This is a genomic window from Pantoea sp. Mb-10, from assembly GCF_021272205.1.
Taxonomy (GTDB): Bacteria; Pseudomonadota; Gammaproteobacteria; order Enterobacterales; family Enterobacteriaceae; genus Pantoea.
In genome coordinates this window covers 339,035-365,102 of sequence record NZ_JAJSDX010000001.1, presented here as the reverse complement: position 1 = coordinate 365,102, position 26,068 = coordinate 339,035, and the positions used below count along the sequence as shown (strand labels likewise).

The 26,068-nt window shown below is 58.7% G+C and carries 23 protein-coding genes and 3 tRNA genes; 14 read left to right on the top strand and 12 right to left on the bottom strand.

Annotated features, from left to right (window positions below; all coding sequences use genetic code 11):
* Positions 1–3 precede the first annotated feature (3 nt).
* The 6 genes from tolB (at position 4) to LU196_RS01680 (ending at position 3,166) form a co-directional block, all read left to right on the top strand.
* Positions 4–1,299: a Tol-Pal system beta propeller repeat protein TolB gene (tolB, locus tag LU196_RS01705; RefSeq protein WP_232758007.1), complete on the top strand. Its 1,296-nt coding sequence runs from the start codon at positions 4–6 to the stop codon at positions 1,297–1,299.
* A 64-nt stretch (positions 1,300–1,363) separates the two neighbouring features.
* On the top strand, positions 1,364–1,885 hold the full coding sequence (gene pal / locus LU196_RS01700; RefSeq protein ID WP_232758006.1) for a peptidoglycan-associated lipoprotein Pal: 522 nt from the start codon (positions 1,364–1,366) through the stop codon (positions 1,883–1,885).
* Positions 1,886–1,894: 9 nt separating this feature from the next.
* Positions 1,895–2,695 (top strand): cell division protein CpoB, encoded by an 801-nt coding sequence (gene cpoB / locus LU196_RS01695; protein WP_232758005.1) that lies wholly within the window; start codon positions 1,895–1,897, stop codon positions 2,693–2,695.
* A gap of 166 nt (positions 2,696–2,861) precedes the next feature.
* Positions 2,862–2,937: transfer RNA gene (locus LU196_RS01690), tRNA-Lys, on the top strand.
* Between the two features lie 51 nt (positions 2,938–2,988).
* Positions 2,989–3,064 (top strand) — tRNA-Lys (locus tag LU196_RS01685).
* Positions 3,065–3,090: 26 nt separating this feature from the next.
* Positions 3,091–3,166, top strand: a tRNA-Lys gene (locus tag LU196_RS01680).
* Between the two features lie 446 nt (positions 3,167–3,612).
* On the opposite strand, the gene LU196_RS01675 is transcribed toward LU196_RS01680, so the two are convergent.
* Entirely contained in the window at positions 3,613–5,082 is a 1,470-nt protein-coding gene (locus LU196_RS01675; protein ID WP_232758004.1) for an AlkA N-terminal domain-containing protein, read from the bottom strand.
* Positions 5,083–5,240: 158 nt separating this feature from the next.
* Here LU196_RS01675 and LU196_RS01670 point away from each other — a divergent pair, with 158 nt between their 5' ends.
* From LU196_RS01670 to pnuC, 3 genes are all read left to right on the top strand, one after another.
* A complete protein-coding gene (locus tag LU196_RS01670) occupies positions 5,241–5,747 on the top strand; it encodes a methylated-DNA--[protein]-cysteine S-methyltransferase (RefSeq protein ID WP_232758003.1) in 507 nt (168 codons plus the stop codon).
* 135 nt (positions 5,748–5,882) lie between these two features.
* Positions 5,883–6,944 (top strand): quinolinate synthase NadA, encoded by a 1,062-nt coding sequence (nadA, locus tag LU196_RS01665; RefSeq protein WP_232758002.1) that lies wholly within the window; start codon positions 5,883–5,885, stop codon positions 6,942–6,944.
* A gap of 24 nt (positions 6,945–6,968) precedes the next feature.
* Positions 6,969–7,694 (top strand): nicotinamide riboside transporter PnuC, encoded by a 726-nt coding sequence (gene pnuC / locus LU196_RS01660; RefSeq protein ID WP_232758001.1) that lies wholly within the window; start codon positions 6,969–6,971, stop codon positions 7,692–7,694.
* Here pnuC and zitB read toward each other — a convergent pair.
* The 4 genes from zitB to LU196_RS01640 all read right to left on the bottom strand — a co-directional run bounded on the left by zitB (position 7,688) and on the right by LU196_RS01640 (position 12,713).
* On the bottom strand, positions 7,688–8,641 hold the full coding sequence (zitB, locus tag LU196_RS01655) for a CDF family zinc transporter ZitB (RefSeq protein ID WP_232758000.1): 954 nt from the start codon (positions 8,639–8,641) through the stop codon (positions 7,688–7,690). The genes pnuC and zitB overlap by 7 nt on opposite strands.
* Positions 8,610–11,696: an ATP-binding protein gene (locus LU196_RS01650; protein WP_232757999.1), complete on the bottom strand. Its 3,087-nt coding sequence runs from the start codon at positions 11,694–11,696 to the stop codon at positions 8,610–8,612. Before LU196_RS01650 ends, zitB begins: the two co-directional genes overlap by 32 nt.
* Positions 11,678–12,262: a response regulator transcription factor gene (locus LU196_RS01645; protein WP_232757998.1), complete on the bottom strand. Its 585-nt coding sequence runs from the start codon at positions 12,260–12,262 to the stop codon at positions 11,678–11,680. Before LU196_RS01645 ends, LU196_RS01650 begins: the two co-directional genes overlap by 19 nt.
* A 103-nt stretch (positions 12,263–12,365) precedes the next feature.
* Positions 12,366–12,713 (bottom strand): YbgS-like family protein, encoded by a 348-nt coding sequence (locus LU196_RS01640; protein WP_232757997.1) that lies wholly within the window; start codon positions 12,711–12,713, stop codon positions 12,366–12,368.
* A 297-nt stretch (positions 12,714–13,010) separates the two neighbouring features.
* On the opposite strand from LU196_RS01640, the gene aroG reads away from it, so the two are divergent.
* Entirely contained in the window at positions 13,011–14,063 is a 1,053-nt protein-coding gene (gene aroG, locus LU196_RS01635) for a 3-deoxy-7-phosphoheptulonate synthase AroG (protein ID WP_232757996.1), read from the top strand.
* A gap of 61 nt (positions 14,064–14,124) precedes the next feature.
* On the opposite strand, the gene gpmA is transcribed toward aroG, so the two are convergent.
* The 6 genes from gpmA to modE form a co-directional block, all read right to left on the bottom strand.
* On the bottom strand, positions 14,125–14,877 hold the full coding sequence (gene gpmA / locus LU196_RS01630) for a 2,3-diphosphoglycerate-dependent phosphoglycerate mutase (RefSeq protein WP_232757995.1): 753 nt from the start codon (positions 14,875–14,877) through the stop codon (positions 14,125–14,127).
* A 151-nt stretch (positions 14,878–15,028) separates the two neighbouring features.
* On the bottom strand, positions 15,029–16,063 hold the full coding sequence (gene galM / locus LU196_RS01625; RefSeq protein WP_232757994.1) for a galactose-1-epimerase: 1,035 nt from the start codon (positions 16,061–16,063) through the stop codon (positions 15,029–15,031).
* Entirely contained in the window at positions 16,057–17,205 is a 1,149-nt protein-coding gene (gene galK, locus LU196_RS01620) for a galactokinase (protein WP_232757993.1), read from the bottom strand. Before galK ends, galM begins: the two co-directional genes overlap by 7 nt.
* Complete coding sequence (gene galT, locus LU196_RS01615; protein WP_232757992.1) at positions 17,206–18,249, bottom strand: galactose-1-phosphate uridylyltransferase; 1,044 nt, start codon at positions 18,247–18,249, stop codon at positions 17,206–17,208.
* Positions 18,250–18,479: 230 nt separating this feature from the next.
* On the bottom strand, positions 18,480–19,964 hold the full coding sequence (modF, locus tag LU196_RS01610) for a molybdate ABC transporter ATP-binding protein ModF (RefSeq protein WP_232757991.1): 1,485 nt from the start codon (positions 19,962–19,964) through the stop codon (positions 18,480–18,482).
* Between the two features lie 75 nt (positions 19,965–20,039).
* On the bottom strand, positions 20,040–20,822 hold the full coding sequence (gene modE / locus LU196_RS01605; protein WP_232757990.1) for a molybdenum-dependent transcriptional regulator: 783 nt from the start codon (positions 20,820–20,822) through the stop codon (positions 20,040–20,042).
* 116 nt (positions 20,823–20,938) lie between these two features.
* On the opposite strand from modE, the gene LU196_RS01600 reads away from it, so the two are divergent.
* The 4 genes from LU196_RS01600 to modC all read left to right on the top strand — a co-directional run bounded on the left by LU196_RS01600 (position 20,939) and on the right by modC (position 23,746).
* Complete coding sequence (locus LU196_RS01600; protein WP_232757989.1) at positions 20,939–21,097, top strand: AcrZ family multidrug efflux pump-associated protein; 159 nt, start codon at positions 20,939–20,941, stop codon at positions 21,095–21,097.
* A gap of 125 nt (positions 21,098–21,222) precedes the next feature.
* Positions 21,223–21,996: a molybdate ABC transporter substrate-binding protein gene (gene modA, locus LU196_RS01595; protein WP_232757988.1), complete on the top strand. Its 774-nt coding sequence runs from the start codon at positions 21,223–21,225 to the stop codon at positions 21,994–21,996.
* Positions 21,993–22,685 carry a molybdate ABC transporter permease subunit gene (gene modB / locus LU196_RS01590; protein ID WP_232757987.1) on the top strand — a complete coding sequence of 231 codons (693 nt, stop codon included), beginning with the start codon at positions 21,993–21,995 and terminating at the stop codon, positions 22,683–22,685. Before modA ends, modB begins: the two co-directional genes overlap by 4 nt.
* Positions 22,685–23,746: a molybdenum ABC transporter ATP-binding protein ModC gene (modC, locus tag LU196_RS01585; RefSeq protein WP_232757986.1), complete on the top strand. Its 1,062-nt coding sequence runs from the start codon at positions 22,685–22,687 to the stop codon at positions 23,744–23,746. Before modB ends, modC begins: the two co-directional genes overlap by 1 nt.
* Positions 23,747–25,178: 1,432 nt before the next feature.
* Here modC and LU196_RS01580 read toward each other — a convergent pair.
* Entirely contained in the window at positions 25,179–25,997 is an 819-nt protein-coding gene (locus LU196_RS01580; RefSeq protein WP_232757985.1) for a pyridoxal phosphatase, read from the bottom strand.
* Between the last annotated feature and the right edge of the window lie 71 nt (positions 25,998–26,068).

The following is a 26,068-nucleotide window of genomic DNA, read 5'->3' as shown; positions in this document are numbered from 1 at the left end:
AAAATGAAGCAGGCACTTCGTGTAACCTTAGGTTTTTTTGTACTGCTGTGGGCAGCCATGCTGCATGCGGAAGTACGCATTGAAATTACGCAGGGCGTGAATACCGCCCGTCCCATTGGTGTTGTTCCGTTTAAATGGGCTGGCTCCGGTGCCGCGCCGGAAGATATCGGCGGCATCGTTTCTGCCGACCTGCGCAATAGCGGTAAGTTCAACCCACTGGACCGCTCACGCTTGCCACAGCAGCCCACCAGCGCGCAGGAAGTTCAACCTGCGGCCTGGAGTGCATTGGGTATTGATGCCGTTGTCGTGGGACAAGTCACGCCTAATCCCGATGGCAGCTATCAGATTGCTTACCAGCTGGTCGATACCGGCGGTGCGCCGGGCAGCGTGCTGGCGCAGAACTCCTTTAAAGTCACCAAACAGTGGCTGCGCTATGCGGCACACACCGCCAGTGATGAAGTTTTCGAGAAGCTGACGGGCATCAAAGGCGCATTCCGTACCCGTATTGCTTACGTTGTGCAGACCAATGGCGGGCAGTTCCCCTATGAACTGCGCGTGTCCGACTACGACGGTTACAACCAGTTTGTGGTCCATCGTTCACCGCAGCCGCTGATGTCGCCCGCCTGGTCCCCAGACGGCAGCAAAGTCGCTTACGTGACCTTTGAAAGCGGCAAGTCAGCGCTGGTGGTGCAGACGCTGGCAAACGGTGCCATTCGTCAGGTCGCTTCCTATCCACGTCACAACGGTGCACCAGCCTTCTCACCAGACGGCTCTAAGCTGGCCTTTGCCCTGTCAAAAACCGGTAGCCTGAACCTTTACGTGATGGATTTAGCCTCTGGTCAGACGCGCCAGGTTACAGACGGCCGTTACAACAGCACTGAACCGACGTGGTTCCCTGACAGCCAGACGCTGGCCTACACTTCAGACCAAGCCGGTGCGCCTCAGATTTATAAAGTCAGTATTAACGGCGGTACGCCACAACGTATTACCTGGGAAGGTGCGCAAAACCAGGATGCGGATGTGTCAACCGACGGTAAAACCATGGTGATGATTAGCAGCGCCGGTGGCGCGCAGCACGTCGCCAAACAAGATCTGGTAACGGGAGCCGTTCAAACAATAACGGATACGTTCCTGGATGAAACGCCAAGTCTGGCACCCAACGGCACAATGGTTATCTATAGCTCTACTCAGGGAATGGGTTCCGTGCTGCAGTTAGTGTCAACCGACGGGCGTTTCAAAGCGCGTCTTCCGGCAACCGATGGACAGGTCAAATTCCCTGCCTGGTCGCCGTATCTGTGATGCATGGCTCCCTCGCGCGGCGGGGGAGTAAATGTGTGGCAAACAAAATAATAGGATTAAAAAAATGCAACTGAACAAAATGCTGAAGGGTTTGATGCTGGCTCTGCCGGTTCTCGCGGTGGCTGCATGTAGCTCTCACAAAAACAACAACAACGATCAGACCGGCATGGGCGGCACTGACGGTGCTTACGGTTCCGGTTCTGGCATGAACGGCAACATGTCTTCTGATGAGCAGGCTCGTCTGCAAATGCAGCAGCTGCAGCAGAACAACATCGTTTACTTCGGTCTGGACAAATACGACGTCCAGTCTGATTACGCACAGATGCTGGATCAGCACGCGGCTTTCCTGCGTGGCAACCCGTCTTATAAAGTCACCATCGAAGGTCACGCGGATGAGCGCGGTACCCCAGAGTACAACATTGCACTGGGCGAGCGTCGTGCTAACGCCGTGAAAATGTACCTGCAGGGCAAAGGCGTGTCTGCTGACCAGATGTCTATCGTTTCTTACGGTAAAGAAAAACCTGCTGTACTGGGCCATGACGAAGCGGCTTACGCTAAAAACCGTCGTGCCGTACTGGTTTACTAAGAGAATCACATGATTAGTAACTTCAGACTTCACCTGTTGAGTCTGTCGTTACTGGTTGGCGTAGCGGCCCCTTGGGCCGCTAATGCCCAGGCGTCAATCAGTAACGTTGGCTCTGGCTCGGTCGAAGACCGTGTCACCAATCTTGAACGCATCTCCAATGCTCAGGCACAGCTTCTGCAGCAGCTTCAGCAGCAGATGGGCGATAACCAAAGCGATATCGATTCGCTACGTGGTCAAATCCAGCAAAATAGCTATCAATTGAATCAGGTGATTGAGCGCCAGAAGCAGCTTTATCAGCAGATCGATAGTTTGAGCAGCAGCAACAGTAATGCATCCGCACCGGCAAACGGTGATGCTGCCGCCAACGCGGCGGGAAACGCTGAGGCTTCCGCCGGCAATAGTGCGGCAGGCGATAGCGCCGCGCCTGCGCAAACCGGTGATGCCAACACGGACTACAATGCAGCCGTGGCGCTGATCTTGGAGAAAAAGCAGTACGATCAGGCAATCGCTGCGCTGCAAGCGTGGGTGAAGAAATATCCTGACTCCACCTATCAGCCTAATGCGAATTACTGGCTCGGTCAGCTGTATTACAACAAGGGTAAAAAAGACGACGCGGCCTATTATTTTGCCTCGGTTGTGAAAAATTACCCCAAATCACCGAAAGCAGCGGAAGCGTTATTTAAGGTGGGCGTGATCATGCAGGACAAAAATGATACGGCCAAAGCGAAAGCGGTCTATCAGCAAGTGATCAAGCAGTTTCCTAACACCGAGTCTGCGAAGCTGGCGCAAAAGCGTATCGCCAGTTTGTAATGTGAGCATTAAAGACCAGATTTCGTATGATTTCTGGTCTTGCAGCATGAAAGGTAAGCGATTGAGTGTTTAGGGGGAAAATAAGGGTTGCGCCCTCCCGCTAAATCAGTAATATATGCCGCCGTTGCCGGGACATATCTTAATAAGTAATGGCAACGCTGAAGAGGGGTCGTTAGCTCAGTTGGTAGAGCAGTTGACTTTTAATCAATTGGTCGCAGGTTCGAATCCTGCACGACCCACCATCTTTCCACGATGGTTGGGATATCTTCTTCAGTGCGCTTCATAATTCTGATGGGTCGTTAGCTCAGTTGGTAGAGCAGTTGACTTTTAATCAATTGGTCGCAGGTTCGAATCCTGCACGACCCACCATCAAATTAGAATGAAGCCTTTCGAGCGGGTCGTTAGCTCAGTTGGTAGAGCAGTTGACTTTTAATCAATTGGTCGCAGGTTCGAATCCTGCACGACCCACCAGATTTAGAGAAAAGCGCCTAACGGGCGCTTTTTTCGTTTTCGGGCGCGGAACGAAAACGTGCAGGATGAGAACCTGCCGCAGGTCGACTGCATCGCCGTTGCGATGCAGGCTGATGCGCCAGCATCACCCGCAGGGCGAGTCCCCGGAGGGGACAAGGCCATCCTGCACGACCCACCAGATTTAGAGAAAAGCGCCTAACGGGCGCTTTTTTCGTTTTCGGGCGCGGAACGAAAACGTGCAGGATGAGAACCTGCCGCAGGTCGACTGCATCGCCGTTGCGATGCAGGCTGATGCGTAAGCATCACCCGCAGGGCGAGTCCCCGAAGGGGACGAGGCCATCCTGCACGACCCACCAGATTTAGAGAAAAGCGCCTAACAGGCGCTTTTTTCGTTTTCGGGCGCGGAACGAAAACGTGCAGGATGAGAACCTGCCGCAGGACGGTCGCTACGGCTTCGTTGCTTTCGGCGGCGTCAGGCTCTGCCAGATGTGCAGTACCGCATAGCTGCGCCATGGCCGCCAGGCCTGGGCGCGCTGCTCAGCGGCTTTGGCGCTGAGGCCGCCTAGATTATTGCGGATCGCGATATCCTCTTTGGGAAATGCGTCCGGCCAGCGCAGCGCGCGCATCGCGATATAGCTTGCCGTCCACGGCCCAATACCTTTAATGCTCATCAACTGCTGCTGAACCTCATCAGGTGGCGTTGCACCGTGAAAACGCAGCGCCCCTGATGTGCAGGCCTGCGCCAGATGCAGGATAGCTTGCGCGCGGGTGCGTACGATGCCAAGGGGGGCAATCTCCTCCACGGAGGCGCCAGCCAGCAGCTCAGCGTCAGGGGGCAGGCGAGAGAGGGCAGGCCACGGCGTGGTGAAGGGGATGCCGAAGCGCTCCGCCATACGGCAACTCAGCGTGGTCGCGGCTTTAACCGTCACCTGCTGTCCTAGAATGGCGCGCAGCGCCAGCTCGAAGCCATCAAACGCCCCCGGCACGCGCAGGCCCGGAAAACGCGTTACGCTCTCATGCAGCAGGGGATCGGCGCCCAACTGCTCACTGATGCGCAGTGGCTGAGCATCCAGATCAAACAGATCGCGCAAGCGGCGCAGCAGCAGAGGTAAAACCGGAACCAGCGTGGTGCTGAACTCGACGTGTAGCGCCTGCTTTTCGGGTAAATGACCGACGCGGATCCAGCCGTGGTGGCCGCCCAGCGAGACGGTTCGGTGGTAAAAGCCCGCGTGCACCCACTCCACCTCTTTCATCACGCGCAGGGCAAGAAACGCCAGCAGAGCGTCCCAGTCATAAGGCGGACGATAGCTCAGGCGCAGCGTGGCGCTCTCCTGCATGGCCGTGTCGGCCTCCTGCTGTAGGTGTTTGCGCAGTCGGGACGGCGTCATGCGGTAGCGTGCCTGAAACACCGCGTTAAAGCGGCGTAAACTGCGAAACCCGCTGGCATAGGCGATATCGGTGATGGGCAACGCGGTTTCCGTTAACAGCTGCTTCGCGAGCAACATCCGTCGCGTCTGTCGCAGCGCTAACGGGGAAACGCCTAACTCTTGCTGTACCACGCGGCGCAACTGTCGCTCGCTGAGATTGAACTCGCGGGCAATGTCGGCCAGCGTCTCATGCTCTTCCAGCAACCCCTCTTCTATCCGGCGAATCAGGCGATCGGCGATGCGGTGATGGCTGTCCACGGGGGCCAATCCCGGGGCGAGCTCAGGGCGGCAGCGAAGACAGGGGCGAAAATGCGCCTGCTCTGCGGCTTCCGCGCTGCTAAAAAACAGGCAATTTTTCTGCATCGGCGCTTTTACCGGGCAGATGGGTCGGCAGTAAATACCGGTTGAAGTGACGCCCACAAAAAAAAGGCCATCGAATCGGCTGTCGCGCGCGGTGAGCGCCTGGTAGGCAGTGTCTGGATCGAACATCATCTTCTCCGGCAAAGAACAGCATCTTTATCTAATGCCGCCGTGGGTACTCGCTGTTTTCGGACAGCTAATCAGTTTATGCTCGTGTCCGAAAACAGCCAGTGCATCACGTGTAAAGTGCGATAATAGCCGCTCTTGTTATGACCGGAGGTTGCCCCATGTATCACGCTAAAACCACCCACACGCCGGTGGGGGAGCTGACCCTCATTGCCACCGATCGTGGACTGTCCGCCATCTTATGGGAAAACGAACGCGCGCAGCGCGTGCCGCTGCAGCCTGTTAGCCGTAATGACGCACATCCCCTTTTGTGTGAAGCCGAACGCCAACTGCAGGCCTATTTTGCCGGGCAGCGGCAGCAGTTTGATATGCCGTTTGATACCGTGGGGACGCCATTTCAGAAAAAAGTGTGGCAGGCGCTCATGACGATCCCCTTTGGGGAAACGCGCAGCTATCGGCAGATCGCCGAACAGATTGGCCATCCCAAGGCGGTGCGCGCAGTGGGCGCGGCTAACGGTAAAAACCCGCTCTCGATTATGGCGCCGTGCCACCGCGTGATTGGCAGCAACGGCACGCTCACCGGTTTTGCCGGCGGACTGCAGGTGAAAGCGTTCTTACTGGCGCTGGAGCGTCCCGCTGCACTGGCCAGCGGATCACTTCTGCTGTAACGGACCCAGAAAAAACACGACACCGGCGCGGCTTTCGCGTATCTTGTTTAGCATACAAAACAAGAAAGCCCTGTTTATGCTTTTTACGCGTATTTTGTGGCATCAGGGTTAAATGCATAAAACGAGAGCCGCGTCATGAGCCTGATGTTCGATCCCGACAATGCGATCTATCCGTTTCCCCCCAAGCCCGCCCGCCTCACGCCGCAGCAAACCGAGGCGTTAACGTCCGAGATCAAACGATTACTTAAGGCGCGCGATGCGGTCATGGTGGCGCACTATTATACCGATCCGGCGATTCAAGCACTGGCTGAAGAAACCGGCGGCTGTGTGGCGGACTCTCTGGAAATGGCCCGTTTTGGCAGTACGCACCCGGCAAAAACGTTGCTGGTGGCCGGCGTGCGCTTTATGGGCGAGACGGCGAAAATCCTCAATCCGGAAAAAACCGTGCTGATGCCCACCTTACAGGCCGAGTGCTCCCTCGATTTGGGCTGCCCAATCGACGACTTTACTCGCTTCTGCGATATGCACCCCGATCGCACCGTGGTGGTATATGCCAACACGTCCGCGGCGGTTAAAGCGCGCGCTGACTGGGTGGTGACCTCAAGTATGGCGGTTGAGCTGATTGACTATCTTGATGGGCAAGGAGAAAAAATTCTCTGGGCGCCCGACCGTCACCTGGGGCGCTATGTCGCCAGGCAAACCGGTGCGGACGTGTTGTGCTGGCAGGGCGCCTGCATTGTCCATGATGAATTTAAAACCCAAGCGCTGCAGCAAATGAAAGCGCTTTACCCGCAGGCGGCCGTGTTAGTGCATCCGGAATCGCCACAGGCCATTGTCGATCTGGCTGATGCCGTAGGCTCAACCAGTCAGCTGATTCAAGCGGCAAAAACGCTGCCGCACCCGCAGATGATCGTGGCGACCGATCGCGGCATTTTCTATAAAATGCAGCAGGCGGTGCCGGATAAAGAACTGTTAGAAGCCCCCACTGCGGGCGAGGGCGCCACCTGCCGCAGCTGCGCGCACTGCCCCTGGATGGCGATGAACGGGTTGCAGGCCATCGCCGAGGGCTTAGCGCAGGGAGGCAGCGCCCACGAAATTCACGTCGATGCCGCGCTGCGCGAGGGGGCGCTGCGACCGCTCAACCGCATGCTAGACTTTGCAGCACAGCTGAAACGCAAAGCGCAAGGCAATGCCTGATGCAACATGACAAAGGTGCCAATTATGGATTTCTTTAGCACGCAAAATATTCTGGTGCATATACCTCTGGGCGTGGGGGGGTACGATCTGTCATGGATTGAGGCCGTCGGCACGCTGGCCGGGTTAGCCTGCATCTGGCTGGCCAGCAAAGAAAAAATCATCAATTATCTGTTCGGCCTGATCAACGTTAGCCTGTTCGCGGTGATCTTTTTCCAGATTCAGCTCTACGCCAGCTTGCTGTTACAGCTGTTCTTTTTTGTCGCCAACGTCTACGGCTGGTACGCCTGGAGTCGGCAAACGAGCGCCAATGAGGCCGCGCTCAAGATCCGCTGGTTGTCGCTGCCTAAAGCGCTGGGCTGGGGCGCCGCCTGCGTCATTGCCATTGCGCTGATGACGCGTTATATCGATCCGGTGTTTGGCTTCCTGACGCGTATCGCCGTGATGCTTATGCAGAACCTCGGCTTTACGGTAACGATGCCGCAGCTGCAGCCGGATGCTTTCCCGTTCTGGGATGCCTGCATGATGGTGCTTTCCATCGTGGCGATGATCCTCATGACGCGCAAATACGTCGAGAACTGGCTGCTTTGGGTGGTGATTAACGTGATAAGCGTAATGATCTTCGCCCGGCAAGGGGTTTATGCTATGTCGCTTGAGTACGCCATTCTCACGCTGATTGCCCTGAACGGTACGCGATTGTGGATGCGAAGCGCACGCGAGCACGGCTCGCGTGCGCTTTCAGCTTCTCAGTGATGTGCGTGCCCGTCTAGCGTCACGGGATGGGACGAATGGTCGTGTGAGGCGGCACAAAGTTCGCACTCGTGACCGGTACAGGGCTGATACTCCATCTGCACCGTGGCGTGAGCGATGTGATAATGCTGATGCAGATATTGATGAATTTGCAGCAGCAGGGCATCGTGATCGTAGGGCGGAATCACCTGCACATGGAGCGTCAGAATCGGTTTCTCGCCCACCTGCCAGAGATGAATATGGTGCACATTGCGCACCTCTGGCAGGTCACGGGTGAGCGCCCGCGCCAGCTTTTCCGAATCAATGTTCCCCGGCGCTCCCTCCAGCAGTTCATGCAAACTCTCGCGCAGCAGCGCCCAGGCGCTTCGCACCACCAGCAGCGCCACCAGCAGCGACAAAATCGGGTCAATGGGCGTCCAACCCGTGAGCATGATGATCACGGCGGCAGCGATCGCCCCAACGGAGCCCAGCAGATCGCCGAGCACGTGCAGCGCCGCTGCGCGCACGTTAAGGTTTTTCTCTTCGCTGCCGCGATGCAGCAGCCAGAACGACAGCAGATTTGCCAGTAACCCGGCAATCGCGATACCGAGCATGAGACCGCCTTGCACCGGCTGCGGTTGCCAGAAGCGGCGAATGGCCTCCCAGACAATAAAACCGGTGATTGCCAGTAGGGCAATGGCGTTCACAAAGGCGGCGAGGGTGGTGAGGCGCAGCAGGCCAAAGGTATGGCGCCCGCTGGGCTTACGCTGCGCAAACTGTACGGCCAGCAGCGCCATCAACAGCGCGGCGGCATCGGTTAACATATGCCCGGCGTCCGCCAGCAGCGCCAGCGAACCGGACAGCACGCCGCCGACCACTTCGGCCACCATAAAGATCGCCGTCACGCCAAACGCGGCGGCCAGCCGCGTGCGGTTCCCGCTATGTTCGCTGTGAGAGTGAGTGTGTGCCATAACGTTCCAATTGTTGAAGTAATTTGTGAGTGGTTGATAGTAGCAAATTGAGCGCATCGCCATCGATCTGCTGCGCGTGCGCTTGGTCAGCGATGTGCTGACAGCGTGCGGCCATCGTCTCAAGGCCGAGCATAAGCCAACTGCCTTTCAGACGATGAGCGGCGCTGGCCAGCGTCGTCCAGTCGTGCTGCGCCCAGGCTTGGGCCAGGGTGTCACAGTCTTGCTGCAACACCTGCTGTAGGCTCTGGCACACGCGCGGAAGAAATGCCGTATTGTGTTGTGCGAGCGCCAACAGGTTCTGGGCCAGATCGTGGAGCGGATCTTCCGCGGCCCGCGCCAGCAGATCGGCCAGCGGCTGCAGCGCAATCGGCTTGAGCAGCAGCGCTTCGTTGGCCTGCAACGGCTTTTTCAATAGCTGCACATCTGCGGAGCAGAGGATGCGCAGCGTCGAATGTACGCGCGTTCGCTCGCGCCGTCTGAGAATGCGCAGCAGCGTCCAACCGTTGGGATGCGGCATCATCTGGTCGATCAGCAGCACATCAAACGGGTGCGCCGCATCCGCTTTCAGCAGCGCGCGCCCCTCTTCAAACAGCACGGCTTCAATACCAAAAGCTGCCAGCTGCTGCTGCATCACCAGCAAATTGGTGGGATGGTCGTCGACGACCGCCACGCGCAACTGCGAATAGCGTGGCCACGTCGGCGGCGGCGCAGAAAGGGGAGCATCGCTTAGCACCAGAGGCAGCTGCACCGCCACGCGGGTGCCCTGGCCCGGCGTCGAGGTGAGTTGCAGCGAGCCGCCCATGCGCTGCACGATTTCCCGACAAATAAACAGGCCCAGTCCGCTGCCCTGCACCGCATGGCTGCGGCCCGAAGGCGCCTGATACCACGGTTCGAATAGCCGCGCCTGTTCCGCCAGCGGAATGCCACTGCCGCTGTCAACGACGTTTAAGCAGATCGCATCTGTGACCGCCAGCGACAGCCGCACTTCGCCGTGTCGGGTGAATTTCAGGGCATTCGCCACCAGATTATTTACGACCTGCTGCAAGCGGTCACCGTCTAACAATACCCGCTCCGGCAGCGGCGTGAGTGCTTCAACCTTCAGCACCGGTCCGGATTCGCGCATCAGCGGATGATAAAACTGCTGCTGCTGCGTCAGCCAGCGCCGCAAATCAAGCGGGCGCGGCGCGAGCCGAAAACTCTGATTTTCAATGCGCGCGTGATCCTGGAGATCATTCAGTAACGCCATGAGCGAGCGTGCGCTGCTGTGCATAAGCGCAAGCCTTTCGTTGGGGTGCTGCTGCTGCTCCAATTCCAGCAGTCCCAGGATCGCCTGCATCGGCGTGCGCAATTCATGGCTGGCGGCCGCAAGAAACTGGCTCTTGGCGGCATTTGCGCGCTCAGCCTGCTCACGCTGAAGACGTTCACGACGCTGTTGCAGGTAGCGCCGCAGCAGCAAAATAAGCAGCAGCAGAATAATGATGCCTGCGGCAATCAATACCATCAGCGGTATCGCGCGCATTGACATGCGGGTGCCGGGCTGCGGCGGCTGTGACCAGCTAAGACGCAGCTGATTCAACGTCTCAGGGGGGATTTGCTGCAGGGCGCGGTCGAGTAACGATCGCAGCTGCGGTTGCGCGTCACTCACCGGCATCGCCATAGGCCAGGCAATGTCGCTCACCGCGAACGCCAAATGGACGGGACTGTCCGCCCGGCTCGCCATGCGCCAGCGCGCAGAGAGTACGTTATCCATGACCGCATCAAGCTGTCCGTTGTAGAGCGCTTGCCAGAGCTGATCGCGGTCGCTAAAGCGCTGCGGCGTGATACCCGCGGGCAGCACCTGCTGCGCCAGATCGCCGCGCAGAATGCCCACGCGTTTGCCCGCGAGCGCCTGCCAGTTCATCGGCTGCTGCGCAACCGGCGTATAAATACCCCAGATGGCGCGCCATACCGACAGCGTGGCGCTGTCGCCCGCGTTGTCGTAAAGCGGCTGCATCAGGCTAAACATCACCTCTTGATGCTGCAGTAAGCTCGCGGCCTGCTGCGGATTCGCGACCCAGCGCGGGATAAAGCGCAACCCGGTGCTTTGGCTGAGCACGTTGAGCAGATCGATACCGAAACCGCGCGCGTTGCCGTGCGCGTCGCGGTAGCTCCACGGGGCGTTATCCGCTTCGGCGGCAAAAGGGATGTCCGTATGCTGCGCCAGCCACTGTTTTTCGCCGGGCGTGAGCATCAACGTTTGCGTGTCCTGATAGCGCGGCAGCGCTGGGCTCCAGCGCTGCTGGACGCGCAAGCTGAATTCGGCGGGCAGCAGGCGCAGCTGCTGATCGAGCCAGTGAATCAGCGCCGGATCGCGCGCCACTGCGCGTAGCGAAACTTCCCCAGCGCCGGGATCGGCGGTGATCTCATAGATCTGTCCCTGTTGCAGCTGATTCAGCAAAAAGCCCGCGCTGGCTTCATCCGCCACCAGGTAATCGCTCTGCTGATTAAGCAGGCTGTAAAGTGCCTGCAAGTTACCCGGCAGCGCGTGCCAGCGATGCTTATCTGCCTGCTGAGGCGGAAGCTGTGCCAGGGTGCTTGCGGCAATCGTCAGCTGCGCATTCTGGCTGTTAAACATCACCGCACGTTGATTGTCGCGGTTGCGATAGATACGGATAGGGCTGCTGTACCAGCTGTTGCTGAGAACCAGATCCTCGGGCAGCGCGTGATGCTGCTGCGTGAGCACCATATCCACCTCGCCTTGCGTTAGCGCCGCCACCAGCTGGGCCTCGCTGGCATAGGCGCGCAGGCTGAAATGGATGCCGGTAAGTTGGCTCAGCGCGCTGAGGTAGTCGGCGTCAATCCCCCAAATGCGATCGCCGATACGCATCGACCAAGGGGCGCTGTTCTGCTCAGGCACGCCCACGCGCACCTCGGCGGCGGACCAAGGTTCGGCGCGCGGGGTAGGCATCATGGGCGGAAGCATCACGCTGCTGGCGGGCTGCAGCTCGGCGCGCGCCAGCAGGCTAAACAGCAGCAGGGCGAGCAGCCGCCAGGCTTTCACGGCTGCGCCTTCCAACGTTCCGCCAGCTCCACCACCGACTGAACGCCCATTTTTTCCAGGATGTTTTTTTTGTGGGTGCTGACGGTTTTATTGCTGATGTGCAGCTGGTCGCCAATCTGCAAATTTGACAAACCGCGTACCAGCAGCGCCGCAATCTGCTGCTCTTTGTCGGTGAGCGGCAGCGCGACGCGCGGCGGTAAAGGGGGGAACGCCTGCTGGCCGCCCAGCACCGCCAGAATGGCGCTCAGCAGCTGGGCCATGCTCTGGCTTTTTACCACATAGCCTGACGCGCCGAGGGAAACGGCGCGCAGCAGCGTGTGATGGCTCTGCTGTGCTGAGTAGATCAGCACCGGACAGCGCTCATCATGCGCGCGGAGGCGACGTAACAGCTCCAGCCCATCGCTGTCAGGCAGGCCGATATCGAGTACGATAAGGTCAATGGCGTGCTGCTTTAAGAGGTGACGCGCCTGCGCGTCGTTTGCCGCGGAATAGAGCGTTAACGGGATGGGGGCGTTTAAACACGCTGCTTCCAGCGCAACTTCAACTAACGGGTGATCATCAATAAGGAGCAGGGAAGCCATGAAACGATTCCTGAGACTTTTATCGCTCCAGCATAGCGGAAAAGTGCAGGCGTAAAAACAAAGGGCACGCCGTGGCGTACCCTTTGTCATGCGAAACGCGTGATTACTGGGTGGTGCCGTCAACCTTGGTGTTAACGTCTTTACCGCTCTGCGTTTCTACTTTCTTATTCATATCCGGGCAACGCCCGTCTTTACACATCGTATTTTTATGCACTTCCGAAGCAGACATATCGCTGGTGTTGGTGCCAGGCGTTGCCACGGTATTGGTATTCTCGCTACCGGTATTAATTTTGCTATTATCAACTTTGTTTGGCGGCAGATTCTCTTTTGCGCCGCCCGCTGCTGCACCGGCTTTCGCTGAAGCATTGGCTTCACCGTTGTTGTCAGCCATTGCCGCGCCGCTGCCCAATGCCATTGCTGCCGTCAGAAAAATAATTGCAAACTTATTCATCGTTATGCTCCTGTCATAAAGGAAGAGTTGCTGTCTGACACTCATTGATGCCGAGTGACGGAAAAAGCGTGCCGTGACGAAATTAAATTTCATCAAAAACGATCAGCATAAAAATTAAATATTGTTAGCACGGGATTCTTCAGCGCTAACGTTTATAAGCCTAGTTCATTGCGGAATAAATGCAAATTTCACCGATACCATTGACGACGCGGCGCGTTTTACACCTGCTTGCTGACGGGATACATTGAGCGGGTTGCGTCCGGCGTGCGCTGGGCCAGAAATTTGAATGGAATACCTATGGATTACCAGAACGACGATTTACGCATTAAAGACATCAAAGAACTTCTGCCTCCGGTTGCTCTGCTTGAAAAATTCCCCGCTACCGACAGCGCCGCTAAAACCGTTGCGCTGTCGCGCCAGGCGATCCACCGGATTTTACACGGTGAAGATGACCGCCTGCTGGTTGTGATTGGACCCTGCTCGATTCACGACACGGTCGCGGCGCAAGAGTACGCGCGCCGCCTGCTGGCGCTGCGTGACGAACTGAAAGGGGAGCTTGAAGTCGTGATGCGCGTCTATTTTGAAAAACCGCGCACCACCGTCGGCTGGAAAGGGCTGATCAACGATCCCTGGATGGACGGCAGCTTCCAAATTAACGAAGGTTTGCGCCTGGCGCGCAAGCTGCTGGTGGAAATTAATGACATGGGCTTGCCCACCGCCGGTGAGTTCCTCGATATGATCACGCCGCAGTACATGGCCGATCTCATGAGCTGGGGCGCCATCGGCGCGCGCACCACGGAATCGCAGGTGCACCGCGAGCTGGCCTCCGGCCTATCATGCCCGGTGGGTTTCAAGAACGGCACTGACGGCACCATCAAAGTGGCGATTGACGCAATCGGCGCCGCCAGCGCGCCACACTGCTTCCTGTCGGTAACCAAATATGGCCACTCGGCGATCGTGGAAACCCGCGGCAACGAAGACTGCCACATAATTCTGCGCGGCGGCAAAGCCCCGAACTACAGCGCCGAGCACGTGGCGGCAGTGAAAACGGGGCTGGAGAGTGCAGGGCTGCGACCGCAGGTGATGATCGATTTCAGTCACGCCAACAGCAGCAAGCAGTTCCAGCGCCAGATGGTGGTGGCGCAGGATGTGGCGCAGCAAATTGCGGGCGGCGAGCAGGCGATCACCGGCGTGATGATTGAGAGTCATCTGGTGGAAGGTAATCAGAGCCTGGAGAGCGGTAACGCGCTGGTGTATGGTCAGAGCGTGACGGATGCGTGTATCGGCTGGGACGACACGGAAATCGTGCTGCGTCAGCTGGCGCAGGCGATCCAACAGCGTCGCGGCTAAGGCGCATTAGTCAAAAAAAAGGCCAGACTCGCGTCTGGCCTTTTTGCTAAGGAGGCGAAAATTACTTCGCTTTACCTTGGTTGGCGACCGCTGCGGCTTTCGCGGCGATCTCGTCTGCGTCACCGAGGTAGTAATGTTTGATCGGCTTGAAGTTCTCGTCGAACTCATACACCAGCGGTACGCCGGTGGGGATGTTCAGTTCGAGGATCTCATCTTCGCTCATGTTGTCGAGGTATTTCACCAGCGCGCGCAGCGAGTTACCGTGGGCAGCCACGATCACTTTCTCACCGCTTTTGATGCGCGGCAGAATGCTTTCGTTCCAGTAAGGGATCACGCGATCGATAGTCAGCGCCAGGCTCTCCGTGGTCGGCAGCTGCGCGTCGGTCAAGGATTTATAGCGCGGATCGTGGCCGGGGAAACGCTCATCGCTGCGGTCTAATTCCGGGGGGGTAACGGCAAAGCCGCGGCGCCACTGCTTGACCTGCTCATCACCGTATTTCGCGGCGGTTTCGGCTTTGTCCAGACCCTGCAGCGCACCGTAGTGACGCTCGTTCAGGCGCCAGCTCTTTTCAACCGGCAGCCAGGCCTGATCCAACTCATCCAGCACGTTCCACAGCGTGTGAATAGCGCGCTTCAGCACGGACGTATAGGCATAATCAAACACGAAACCTTCTTTTTTCAGCAGCTGACCGGCTGCTTTGGCTTCGGTGCGACCCTTATCGGACAGATCGACGTCATACCATCCGGTGAAGCGGTTTTCCTGATTCCACTGGCTTTCGCCGTGGCGCACCAGAACCAGCTTAGTTACGGCCATAGCTTTACTCCTTAATGCTTGATGTAAATGGTTGTCGAAACCGGCGGCAGCCACCTTAACCGGCAGCGCACTGATAGCGCCATACCATAACGGAAAACCGCGCACGGCGTAAGCCTGTCAGCATCGCAGTGCGCGTTTTTCATCCGCTGGCTCAGCGCGACGTAAAGCGGTAGCGCGTCTCGGATTCCCAGCGCTGACTTGGCTGCAACCAGCAGTCCGGCTGCGGCCACTCCGCGTGGTTAGGCGAATCCGGCAGGCACTCACTCTCCAGGGCGATTCCCTGAAACGCAGTATAGCGTTCATGCTCGCGCGCGCGGGTGCCATCCAAATAGTTACCGGAGTAGAACTGCAGCGCGGGCGCCGTGGTAAAGACCGTGAGCTGCAGTTTCTCATCGGCTGACCACAGCTGTGCAGCCGGCTGGCTGACGTCGCCCGAAGTGCGCAGTAAAAAGGCGTGATCGTAGCCTTTCACCGCTTGCTGATCCGCATCCGCCAGAAAATCATCCATCACGCGCTTGGGCTGGGTGAAATCAAAGCTGGTGCCTGTGACCGCTTTCAGCGGCGCGTTGGGAATCCCCTCGCTGTCCACCGGCAAGTAGCGATCGGCATGCAGTTGTAAGCGATGCTGACGCGCATCGCCATGATCGGCATCAAGATTAAAGTAAGCGTGATTGGTGAGGTTAACCGGGCACGCTTTATCGGTTTGCGCTTCGTAGCGAATCGAGACGCAGTTATCGTCGTCCAGCTGGAACCACACGTGGGCGATGAGATTACCCGGGTAACCCTGATCGCCATCCGGCGAGTCGAGACGATAGTGCACCACCTGCTCGCTTTGGCTCACAATCTGCCAGCGACGCTTATCAAAACCTTCTGGGCCGCCGTGCAGCTGATGCGGGCCCTGATTCGCCGCTAACTGCAGCGCAAGCGGCTTCAGTTGCGCGTGAGCGATACGGTTGGCATAGCGGCCGATGGTGGCGCCGAGATAGGCATCTTGATGCAGGTAATCCGAAGGCGTCGCGCAGCCGAGCAAGGCTTCACGCACGCTGCCATCTTGCAGCGGTACGCGGGCGGAGAGCCAGGTCGCGCCCCAATCCATAAAGGTGGCGACCATACCGTTGCGATTGCGTAACACGGTAATGCGCCACGGCTGCCCATCGGGCGCATGAGAATTGACGTCACTTAACATTGGCCAGCTCCTGCGGAGGCTTTGCACACGTAAAAGGTCTCTTTGATACCGGTTTGCGCCTGGTATTTTTCCGCCACGGCGGCCTTAACCTGTTCCACGCGATCCTCTGGCATCAACGCCACGATGCAGCCGCCAAAGCCGCCGCCCGTCATGCGCACGCCGCCGGCGGTGCCGAGCTCCGCTTTTACAATATCAACCAGCTGATCGATCGGCGGCACGGTGATCTCGAAATCATCGCGCATTGACGCATGGGATTCTGCCATCAGTTCACCCATGCGCGTTAAATCGCCCCGACCCAGCACATCGGCCGCTTCCAGCGTACGGGCGTTTTCGGTGATCACATGGCGCACGCGCTTGGCCACCAGCGGATCGAGCTGGTGTACGGCGGCTTCAAACTCGGCCAGCGTCACATCGCGCAGCGCCGGTTTGTTGAAGAAACGAGCACCGGTTTCGCACTGCTGACGGCGGGTGTTGTATTCGCTCCCCACCAAATTGCGGCGGAAGTTGGAGTTAATGATGACCACGGCGACATTCTCAGGCAGGGAAACGGCGCGCGTGCCCAGCGTGCGGCAATCCAGCAGCATGGCGTGATCGGGCTGCCCCAGCGCGGAGATCAGCTGGTCCATAATGCCGCAGTTGCAGCCCACAAACTGGTTCTCCGCTTCCTGGCCGTTCAGCGCAATCGCGGCGCCGTCCAGCGACAGCGCATAGAGTTCGCGAAACACAGTACCCACGGCAACTTCCAGTGAGGCCGATGAGCTCAAGCCCGCGCCCTGCGGCACGTTACCGCTGATCACCATATCTACGCCGCCGAAACCGGCGTCGCGCTGCTGAAGGTGTTTCACCACGCCACGCACGTAGTTGGCCCACATGGGCGCGTCCAGCGGAGTAATCGGCGCATCCAGCGAAAAGCTGTCTTGCTCATTGTCATAATCGGCCGCAATCACGCGCACGGTGCGATCGTCGCGTTTAGCGCAGGCAATCACCGTTTGATAATCAATGGCGCAGGGCAGAACAAAGCCGTCATTGTAATCGGTGTGCTCGCCAATCAGGTTAACGCGGCCTGGCGCCTGAATAAGGTGCGTTGATGCATAACCGAAGGTGTCAGCAAACACCTGCTGAGTCAGAGAGGGTAATGACATTTATTGTGCCTCGCGGAAGTGAATGTCGCTGACAGAACGCAGACGCTCTGCTGCCTGTTCCGCCGTTAAATCGCGTTGGGTTTCGGCCAGCATTTCGTAGCCGACCATAAATTTGCGCACCGTGGCCGAACGCAGCAGCGGCGGATAGAAATGCGCATGCAGCTGCCAGTGTGCGTTCTCTTCGCCGTTAAAGGGCGCACCGTGCCAGCCCATGGAGTAGGGGAAAGAACACTGGAACAAATTGTCATAGCGGCTGGTCAGCTGCTTCAGTGCACGCGCCAGATCGGTGGATTGCGCTTCGGTTAAGTCGGTGATGCGCTTCACGTGCTGTTTTGGCAGCAGCAAGGTCTCGAAGGGCCATGCCGCCCACCACGGCACCACCGCCAGCCAGTGCTCGGTTTCCACCACGGTGCGACTGCCATCGGCCTGTTCACGTGCGGCGTAGTCCACCAGCAGCGGTGTGCCTTTTTCAGCAAAATAGCGGCGCTGATTGTCATCTTCTTTTTGCGCTTCGTTAGGCAGAAAACTGTTGGCCCAGATTTGTCCGTGCGGATGCGGGTTGGAGCAGCCCATGGCCGCACCTTTGTTTTCAAACACCTGCACCCACGGATACTGCTGTCCCAGTTCAGCGGTTTGCGTCTGCCACGTCTGCACAATCTCTTCAAGGCCGCTCAGCGGCAGCTCTGGCAGCGTTTTACTGTGGTCGGGGGAGAAGCAGATAACGCGGCTGGTGCCGCGCGCGCTTTCGCAGCGCATCAACAGATCGTCGCTGTGTGGCGCATCTGGCGTATCGGTCATCAGCGCGGCGAAATCATTGGTGAAGACAAAGGTACGTGCATAATCTGGATTTTTGTCGCCGGTTATGCGGGTGTTTCCGGCACACAGGAAGCAGTCGGGATCGTGTGCCGGAAGTTGTTCCAGCGAGGGCGTCTCTTGTGCGCCTTGCCACGGACGTTTTGCGCGGTGCGGCGACACCAGCACCCACTGATCGATCAATGGGTTGTAGCGGCGATGCGGATGATCGACCGGGTTGAATTTTTCCATGATGAGTCCTGGTAAACGGCAAATAAACAAAATGATCTGCGATCAAAGTAGCATAAAGGACCGCCTGAAAGCGTGATCCAGTCTGGATAAATGGTATCGTTTACACAAGCTGATGATTCTCAATTTGTGGGGTCCAATAGCACAACTGATGGATATTTGACCGTGTCAGTGGTAGCGGTTACACCGATGGCCGAAACCGAGCCGCGCGCAGCGGCTTCGGCAAGGGAAATTCAGGAAAGGGTCGGGCGCAGGACATCCTGTTGATAGCGATAGCCGCTGTCATGCGGCACAAAGCTTAAGCGGTGGGTAATGCACTGCGGCGCGTCTTCGGCGTGATGAGAGACAAACAGCAACTGGGTGCGGCCTTCGCCGATCAGCACGTCAACAAAACGGCGTACCAGCTGGCGGTTAATCGGATCCAGCCCCTGTAGCGGTTCATCCAAAATCAGCAGCGTCGGATGTTTCACCAGCGCGCGCGCAATCAAGACTAAGCGCTGCTGCCCCCACGACAGGGCGTGGAACGGCGCATCGGCGAGCGCATTATCCATGCCGAGCAGCGCCAGCCACTGGTGCGCCAGCGCTTTTAGCCGATCGGACGCCGGTTGGTACAGGCCGATCGAATCAAAGAAGCCAGAGAGCACCACCGTGCGGACGTTACAGCTGACGCGATAATCCAGATGCAAGCTGCTGCTGACATAGCCAATGTGCTGTTTGATCTCCCAAATGGTTTCACCGCTGCCGCGGCGGCGACCAAACAGCGTGAGATCGTTGCTGTACCCCTGCGGATGATCGCCGGTGACCAGGCTCAGCAACGTGGATTTACCCGCGCCGTTTGGCCCGACGATTTGCCAGTGTTCACCGGGATTGACCTGCCAGCTAAGACCGTCGATAACCACCTGATCGTTCCAGGCCACGATCCCATTGCGCAGCACCACGCGCGGGGTGTCATTGGCGAGTTGCGGCAGCCTGGCGGGCTCATCGGGCTCCGGCAGCGCCATACCCTGTAGCGTTTCACTGTGTGCCAATTGCGCCACCAGCGCTTCGGCCAGAATGGCCTCCCGCGCGCCAACGTGCGTGAGCGTACACTCCGCCAGCACGCCCACGTGCTGGACAAAGTCTGGAATATCATCAAAGCGGTTTAACACCAACACCACGGTATAACCCTGCTGATGCAGATCGTGCAGTATCTCCGCGAGGTTGGCGCGCGAGGCCACATCAAGGCCATCAAACGGTTCATCAAGGATCAGTAAATCCGGCTGCGCCATCAGCGCCTGGCATAGCAGCGTCTTACGGGTTTCGCCGGTGGAAAGATATTTGAAGCGGCGCGGGAGCAGGGCGTGAATGCCAAACTGCTGCGCCAGCTTCTCACAGCGCGCCTCGTCGTGGACGGTGTCCTGGATGATCTGCGCGGTAGTGCGGCCGGTATCGTCCTCTCCTTCGCCGACTAAGTCGGTGTTGTTGCGCTCCCACTCTTGTGAGACCAACGCCTGCAATTGCTCCAGGGAGAGGCGAACAGGGCGCTGAAAATCCTGCGTCACCTGGCCTTTAACCGGTGCCATCTCGCCGGAAAGCGCCCGCGCCAGCGAGGATTTTCCGCTACCGTTGGCCCCGACAAACGCCCAGCTTTCGCCGCGATTGATCGTGAGATCGTTCAGCCGCAGCGTTTTACGATCGCTAAGATGAAATATGCCTTGCGAAATATGCAATGAAGCCATGATTTGTTCCGTTTTTTGCATCGTATCGCTCAGTTTTAGCCCGCTCTCGGCGCGAAGTCAATGCAGGGCCCACGGTCACAGCAGGGTGGCAATAATGGCGTGCTCCGCAGCAAAACTGGCGATGACGGCATCACCGGGCCGCAGCGTTTGTTGCGTGAGGCGGGCGCTGGCAACGGTGGCACACAGACTCTCGCCGCCGGGGAGCGACATGACCACTTCGCTCACCTCGTCGCCAGGTTCAATATGGGTGATGTGCGCGCGCAGCTGATTATCGCCGCCGTCATTGTCGTGGCAGATACGGACCCACGGCGCTTTGATCAGAATCAGCACCTCTTTGCCCGCCTCCAGCTGCAAGCGCTCGGCGCTGTGCTGGGTGAGGGCGACGTTAATCTGCGTGACGCCGTCCGCGAGCTGTACCCGTACCTGCTGCTGCACCTGCTGACCTTCGCGCGTCACCACGGTGCCAAACAGCTGATTACGCGCGCTGGTTTGCAGGGAAACGCGGGCGATGGCGGCCAGCAGACTGTCCAGCGGCAACGCATCGTGTTGCAGTACGTTGAACGCTTTTTCCTGAATTTGCGCCATCAGGTGAAACAGCTGAACCAGCCGCGCACCGTAGCGCGTCAGCCGTGCGCCGCCGCCGCCTTTGCCGCCGGTGGCGCGCTCCACCAGCGTGTGATCGGCCAGCTGGTTCATCTCGTTGATGGCATCCCAGGCGCTTTTGTAACTGATGCCCGCAAGCTTTGCGCCCTGGCTGATCGAGCCGGTTTCCTGTATGCGCTGCAGCAGTGCGATGCGGCGCGGATCGGCAAACAGTTTCTGCTGAAGACGAATATGAAGTGAGAGTTCTGCCTGCATGTCAGCTCCTTGTATTTAAGCGCCCAGTTTACGGTCTAAAGTAAAAGCACGAAAAGGGCAGTGCCTTTTTTTCTCCAGCCGTTACAATCACTTTTTTACTTTTGCGTGAGGTTTCCATGCTGGAACTGTTAAAAAGCCTGGCGGTTGCTGTGATCATGGTGCCCGTGGTGATGGCGATCATGCTCGGGTTAATTTACGGCCTGGGAGAAGTGTTTAACGTCATCTCAAAATTTGGCCGCCGCGACGATCGTCCCGCCAACAGCTCTCATCACTGATTCCCATCGCGCCCGCTTCAGCGGGCGTTTTTTTTAACGTCTTTCTCTCTCTTGCCGATATAGAGCCTGACAGCATGAATTACAGCGTTGTATTATGTTTTATACAACGAACAGGAGAGTGATTCATGCAAAACAGGACTATCCGCTGGACGGCTGCCGCCGTATTAAGTTTTTCAGCCGCGTCGCACGCCGTAGCGGCGGAGAAAATTACCGTCTTTGCCGCGGCGTCGCTGACCAATGCGATGCAAAAAATTGCCGCGCAGTACCAGCAAAAACACAGCGTCGAGGTGGTGTCGTCCTTCGCTTCCTCCTCAACGCTGGCGCGCCAGATTGAGCAGGGCGCACCGGCCGATCTGTTTATCTCTGCCGACCAGCAGTGGATGGATGATGCGGTCGCCAAAAAGAGCGTGATCGCCAGCACGCGCTATACGCTTTTAGGCAACGATTTAGTGCTGATTGCGCCTAAGAGCGCCGGGGAAAAAGCGGTCACCATTAATGCGCAGACGCGCTGGAAAGCGCTGTTGAAGGGTGAGCGTCTGGCGGTAGGCGATCCGGATCACGTACCTGCCGGCATCTACGCGAAAGAAGCGCTGCAAAAGCTGGGCGCGTGGGAGACGTTGGCGCCGCAGTTGGCGCCGGCAAATGATGTGCGTGCCGCACTGGCGCTGGTGGAGCGTAATGAGGCGCCCTATGGCATCGTGTATGGCTCGGACGCCGTGGCCAGCAAAAACGTGCAGGTAGTGGGACGTTTTCCCGGGGCCAGCCATAAGCCGGTCGAGTACCCGATGGCCATTGTGCAAGATCGTCAAAACGCAGCGGTGAACGCCTTCTACAGCTATTTGCAGGGGCCGGAAGCCGCTGCCGTGTTCAAACAGTATGGATTTACGCCAAAGAAATGATATTGAGCGATCCTGAATGGCAGGCGGTGTTTCTGAGCCTGAAAGTTTCCTGCGTGGCGGTGCTGTGCAGCCTGCCGTTTGGCATCCTGACGGCGTGGGTTTTGGCACGTCGTCACTTCCCTGGCAAAACGCTGCTGGACAGCCTTGTGCATCTGCCGCTGGTGCTGCCGCCGGTGGTGGTTGGCTATTTGCTCCTGCTGTCGCTGGGCCGACGCGGCGTGATTGGCCAGTGGCTGTGGGACTGGTTTGGCTTCACGCTGGCGTTTAGCTGGCGCGGTGCGGTGCTGGCGTCCGCGGTGATGGCGTTTCCGCTGATGGTACGCGCCATCCGGCTGGCGCTGGAAGCCGTGGACAGTAAGCTGGAGCAGGCGGCGCGCACGCTGGGCGCTGGGCGCTGGCGCGTATTTCTGACCATTACGCTGCCGCTTACGTTGCCCGGCATTATCGCGGGCACCGTGCTGGCGTTTGCGCGCTCGCTAGGCGAATTTGGCGCCACCATCACCTTTGTTTCCAATATCCCCGGCGAGACGCGCACGATCCCTTCGGCGATGTTTACCCTGATTGAAACGCCTGGCGCGGAAGGCACGGCGGCGCGCCTATGCGCTGTGGCGATCGCCCTGGCGCTACTCTCGTTAATTGCGTCTGAGTGGCTGACGCGATGGGGCCGCAAGCGGCTGGGGGCAGCCTGATGCTGACGCTTCGTTTTTCGCAGCGGCTGGGCGATCACCAGCTTGAGATTGATGAACACCTGCCTGCTTCTGGCATCACCGCCATTTTTGGCGTTTCCGGCGCGGGGAAAACCTCCTTGATCAACGCCATTAGCGGCCTAACGCAGCCGCAAAGCGGTCGCATCCAGCTCAACGAGCGGCTGCTATTTGATAGCCAACACGCGATCAATTTGCCGCCCGAGCAGCGCCGCATCGGCTACGTTTTTCAGGATGCGCGCCTGTTCCCGCACTATCGGGTGCGTGGCAACCTGAAATACGGTATGGCAGCCTCAATGAAATCGCAGTTTTCGTCATTAGTGGCGCTGCTTGGCCTTGAGTCGCTGCTGGATCGCTTTCCTGCTTCGCTTTCCGGTGGTGAAAAGCAGCGGGTAGCGATCGGCCGCGCGCTGCTGACCGCACCGGATATGCTGTTAATGGACGAACCGCTGGCTTCGCTGGATGTACCGCGCAAACGGGAGCTGATGCCTTATCTTCAGGCGCTGGCCAGGCAGGTGGATGTGCCCATTTTATATGTGTCGCACAGCCTTGATGAGATTTTGCAGCTGGCCGATCAGGTACTGGTGCTGGATCAGGGCCGCGTGAAAGCGTTTGGCGCACTGGAGAAAGTGTGGGGCAGCAGCGCCATGCGACCGTGGTTACCGCCCGCCGATCGCAGCAGCGTGCTGCGCGTGCAGGTGCTGGAGCAGCATCCCGATTATCCCATGACCGCGCTGTCGCTGGGGGATCAGCATATTTGGGTCAGCCGCGTCAACAAACCGCTGAAAAGCGCACTGCGCATCCGCATCGCTTCGGCGGATGTGTCGCTGGTGTTGCAACCGCCGCATAACAGTTCGATCCGCAATATTCTGCCGGCACAGGTCGTTGAGCTGTTGGAGATTGACGATCAAGTGGAGGTGAAGTTGCGCATCGGCGTCAGCGAACTGTGGGCGCGCATTTCACCCTGGGCGCGCGACGAGCTGAGCATCCGGCCCGATCAGTGGCTCTACGCGCAGATCAAGAGCGTGTCGATCGCTTCTGCTTAGTGAGCCACTTGCCGTGGCGGGGCTTGTGCCGCAGGCAGCGGCAGGTGCTTTAGCCACTTGCAGTGGCGGGTGCTTTCTCGCTGGCGCGATGCACGGTGCGATTTTCGTTCGCCACAGGCTGTGGCAGGTGCCTTTGCCGCGCTGCGGCGACCGAGCAGAGGGTGGGTTCGCCGCAGGCAGCGGCAGGGTGCCTTTTCGCTGGCACGGAGCGACTTTCGTTCGCCATGGCACTGGCAGGTGCCTTTGCCGCGCTGCGGCGACCGAGCAGAGGGTGGGTTCGCCGCAGGCAGCGGCAGGGTGCCTTCTCGCTGGCACCGAGCGTGTTTCGTTCGCCATGGTACTGGCAGGTGCCTTTGCCGCGTTGCGGCGACCGAGCAGAGGGCGCCAGGCCGCGCCCTCTGCACTCCCCGGCCCTGCGCCAGCCCCACTCGCCGCTGCGCGGTCCCTTCACTCCCTCAGCCTTCCTGACGGACCGGCGTCGATTCGCTCCTGCTCAACGCCGCCTCTCGCGGCATCCATGCCGCTCGTCCTGGAAGGCTTCAGTCGTTCAGCGAGTGGGGATGGCGCTTCACACCCCCCGCTGCACGCCATGATTTTTTTCGCAGCCGCCGCGTGGCGGGAAGATTTTTAAGCTGCATTCATACCTCGCGGCGTTAAGCAAAACCCTTCTTTCGTGTTTTCGTCTTTTAAGGTCACTGCGTGGCGGTAAGACTTTTAAGTACCATCCAGACCGCGCTGCGTTAAATAAAACCTTTTTCCGCGTTTTTGGTCTTTAGACGCCAGCGCGTTGCTGAAAAGACTTTTAAGCAACATCCCGCCCGCGCCGTGTTCACCAGAAACCTTTTGTCTTCTGTTTTTTCAGCCATCCACTGCCTGCGCAGATCCGTTGCGGCCAACCAGACAACACCACACAGAAAAAAGAAAAAAGCCCTTACAGGCGGCGGTGTTGAGCGCCATCCGGAGCGCCGAACGGAGCGCGACGGCCAGGACGAAGCGGCAGGGATGCCGCTGAGAGCGCGGAATGAGCCAGGGATGGCGAATCCGCGCGGTCCGTTAGGCTGGCGTGGCGGAGTGAGGGAACAGCGGAGGCTGGCGCAGGGCGCGGATTGCAAAGGGCCGCGCCCATCGGCCCTTTGCCCGTACGCCGCAGCGGGGCGACTGAAACTGCCGTGCGGTTAGCGGGCGGAACCCGCTCATAGTCATACCGGCTTTGCGGGCCGGACCCGCTCAGGGTCAAGCCAGCGCAGCGGTCAACGCGCGATCCCGCGCAACTAAAGACCGGCATAGCGGGCCGGAACCCGCTCATAGTCATACCGGCATAGCGGGCCGGAACCCGCTCATAGTCATACCGGCTGAGCGGGCCGGACCCCGCTAACTCTTACCGGCTTTGCGGGCCGGACTCCCGCAGCGCCCCGCCAGCGCGCTGGCCCTCTTACAGCACTTCCTGGTCAATCACCTCCGCAATACCGGGCTCCAAATTGGTGCCAATCACACGCTTCGCGCGGGACTTAATCGCCTCATCGGCATTGCCCATGGCAACGCCCAGCCCCACCTGCTCAAGCATGCTGAGATCGTTATAGTTATCACCGAAGGCCAGCACATCCTGCATGCTCAATCCTTGGCTTTCCACCCACTCGCGCAGGCGCTTGCCTTTGCTGTTGCCCGCCTGAGCAATATCCACCTGATCGTGCCAGGACCATTCGCAGGCCAGGCCCAGCTCGGTCTGCACGCGTTCGGCAAACTGCTGCAGCGCCCGCGTGTCAGGGTGGGAGAGCGCGAATTTCCAGATGGATTGCGCGTCGCGGGCGGCCTGCGCCAGATCGGGTACCTGCAGAAAAATCGGCCGCTGCGCTTCAGGCAGCGATTGCGCCCAGTTTAATGTGCGGGTGACGTGGCCGGTGGGCGTCTGATACAGCATGGCGTCATCCACGTACAGCAGCCCGTGAATGCGCGCCTCTTCCAGCATGGCAATCACCTCAACCGCCTGCGCTTTATCCAGCGGATCGGCGGTGAGCACACGCTGCGCGGGATAGTCATACAAATAGGTTCCGTTGCAGCAGATAGCCGGCGTATCAAGCTGAAGCGCCTGATAAAAAGGGTGAATGGCGCAGTGATGGCGACCGGTGGCAATCAGCACTTTTACACCGGCTTGCTGCGCGCGGGCTAGCGCAGCGAGCGATTCTGGCAAAATGGTTTTAGCCGGTGTCAGCAGGGTGCCGTCGAGGTCAAGGGCGATAACGCGGTAGCTCATTACAGGTTCCATCGGGAGGTGAACAGAGCGGGCAGTCTACACCCGACGGCGGTACGGAGACAAAAAGCGCG

Coding starts and splice junctions, on each gene's coding strand:
- tolB (WP_232758007.1), top strand. CDS start 4: ATGAAGCAGGCACTTCGTGTAACCTTAGGTTTTTTTGTACTGCTGTGG.
- pal (WP_232758006.1), top strand. CDS start 1,364: ATGCAACTGAACAAAATGCTGAAGGGTTTGATGCTGGCTCTGCCGGTT.
- cpoB (WP_232758005.1), top strand. CDS start 1,895: ATGATTAGTAACTTCAGACTTCACCTGTTGAGTCTGTCGTTACTGGTT.
- LU196_RS01675 (WP_232758004.1), bottom strand. CDS start 5,082: ATGTTCGATCCAGACACTGCCTACCAGGCGCTCACCGCGCGCGACAGC.
- LU196_RS01670 (WP_232758003.1), top strand. CDS start 5,241: ATGTATCACGCTAAAACCACCCACACGCCGGTGGGGGAGCTGACCCTC.
- nadA (WP_232758002.1), top strand. CDS start 5,883: ATGAGCCTGATGTTCGATCCCGACAATGCGATCTATCCGTTTCCCCCC.
- pnuC (WP_232758001.1), top strand. CDS start 6,969: ATGGATTTCTTTAGCACGCAAAATATTCTGGTGCATATACCTCTGGGC.
- zitB (WP_232758000.1), bottom strand. CDS start 8,641: ATGGCACACACTCACTCTCACAGCGAACATAGCGGGAACCGCACGCGG.
- LU196_RS01645 (WP_232757998.1), bottom strand. CDS start 12,262: ATGGCTTCCCTGCTCCTTATTGATGATCACCCGTTAGTTGAAGTTGCG.
- LU196_RS01640 (WP_232757997.1), bottom strand. CDS start 12,713: ATGAATAAGTTTGCAATTATTTTTCTGACGGCAGCAATGGCATTGGGC.
- aroG (WP_232757996.1), top strand. CDS start 13,011: ATGGATTACCAGAACGACGATTTACGCATTAAAGACATCAAAGAACTT.
- gpmA (WP_232757995.1), bottom strand. CDS start 14,877: ATGGCCGTAACTAAGCTGGTTCTGGTGCGCCACGGCGAAAGCCAGTGG.
- galM (WP_232757994.1), bottom strand. CDS start 16,063: ATGTTAAGTGACGTCAATTCTCATGCGCCCGATGGGCAGCCGTGGCGC.
- galK (WP_232757993.1), bottom strand. CDS start 17,205: ATGTCATTACCCTCTCTGACTCAGCAGGTGTTTGCTGACACCTTCGGT.
- galT (WP_232757992.1), bottom strand. CDS start 18,249: ATGGAAAAATTCAACCCGGTCGATCATCCGCATCGCCGCTACAACCCA.
- modF (WP_232757991.1), bottom strand. CDS start 19,964: ATGGCTTCATTGCATATTTCGCAAGGCATATTTCATCTTAGCGATCGT.
- modE (WP_232757990.1), bottom strand. CDS start 20,822: ATGCAGGCAGAACTCTCACTTCATATTCGTCTTCAGCAGAAACTGTTT.
- LU196_RS01600 (WP_232757989.1), top strand. CDS start 20,939: ATGCTGGAACTGTTAAAAAGCCTGGCGGTTGCTGTGATCATGGTGCCC.
- modA (WP_232757988.1), top strand. CDS start 21,223: ATGCAAAACAGGACTATCCGCTGGACGGCTGCCGCCGTATTAAGTTTT.
- modB (WP_232757987.1), top strand. CDS start 21,993: ATGATATTGAGCGATCCTGAATGGCAGGCGGTGTTTCTGAGCCTGAAA.
- modC (WP_232757986.1), top strand. CDS start 22,685: ATGCTGACGCTTCGTTTTTCGCAGCGGCTGGGCGATCACCAGCTTGAG.
- LU196_RS01580 (WP_232757985.1), bottom strand. CDS start 25,997: ATGAGCTACCGCGTTATCGCCCTTGACCTCGACGGCACCCTGCTGACA.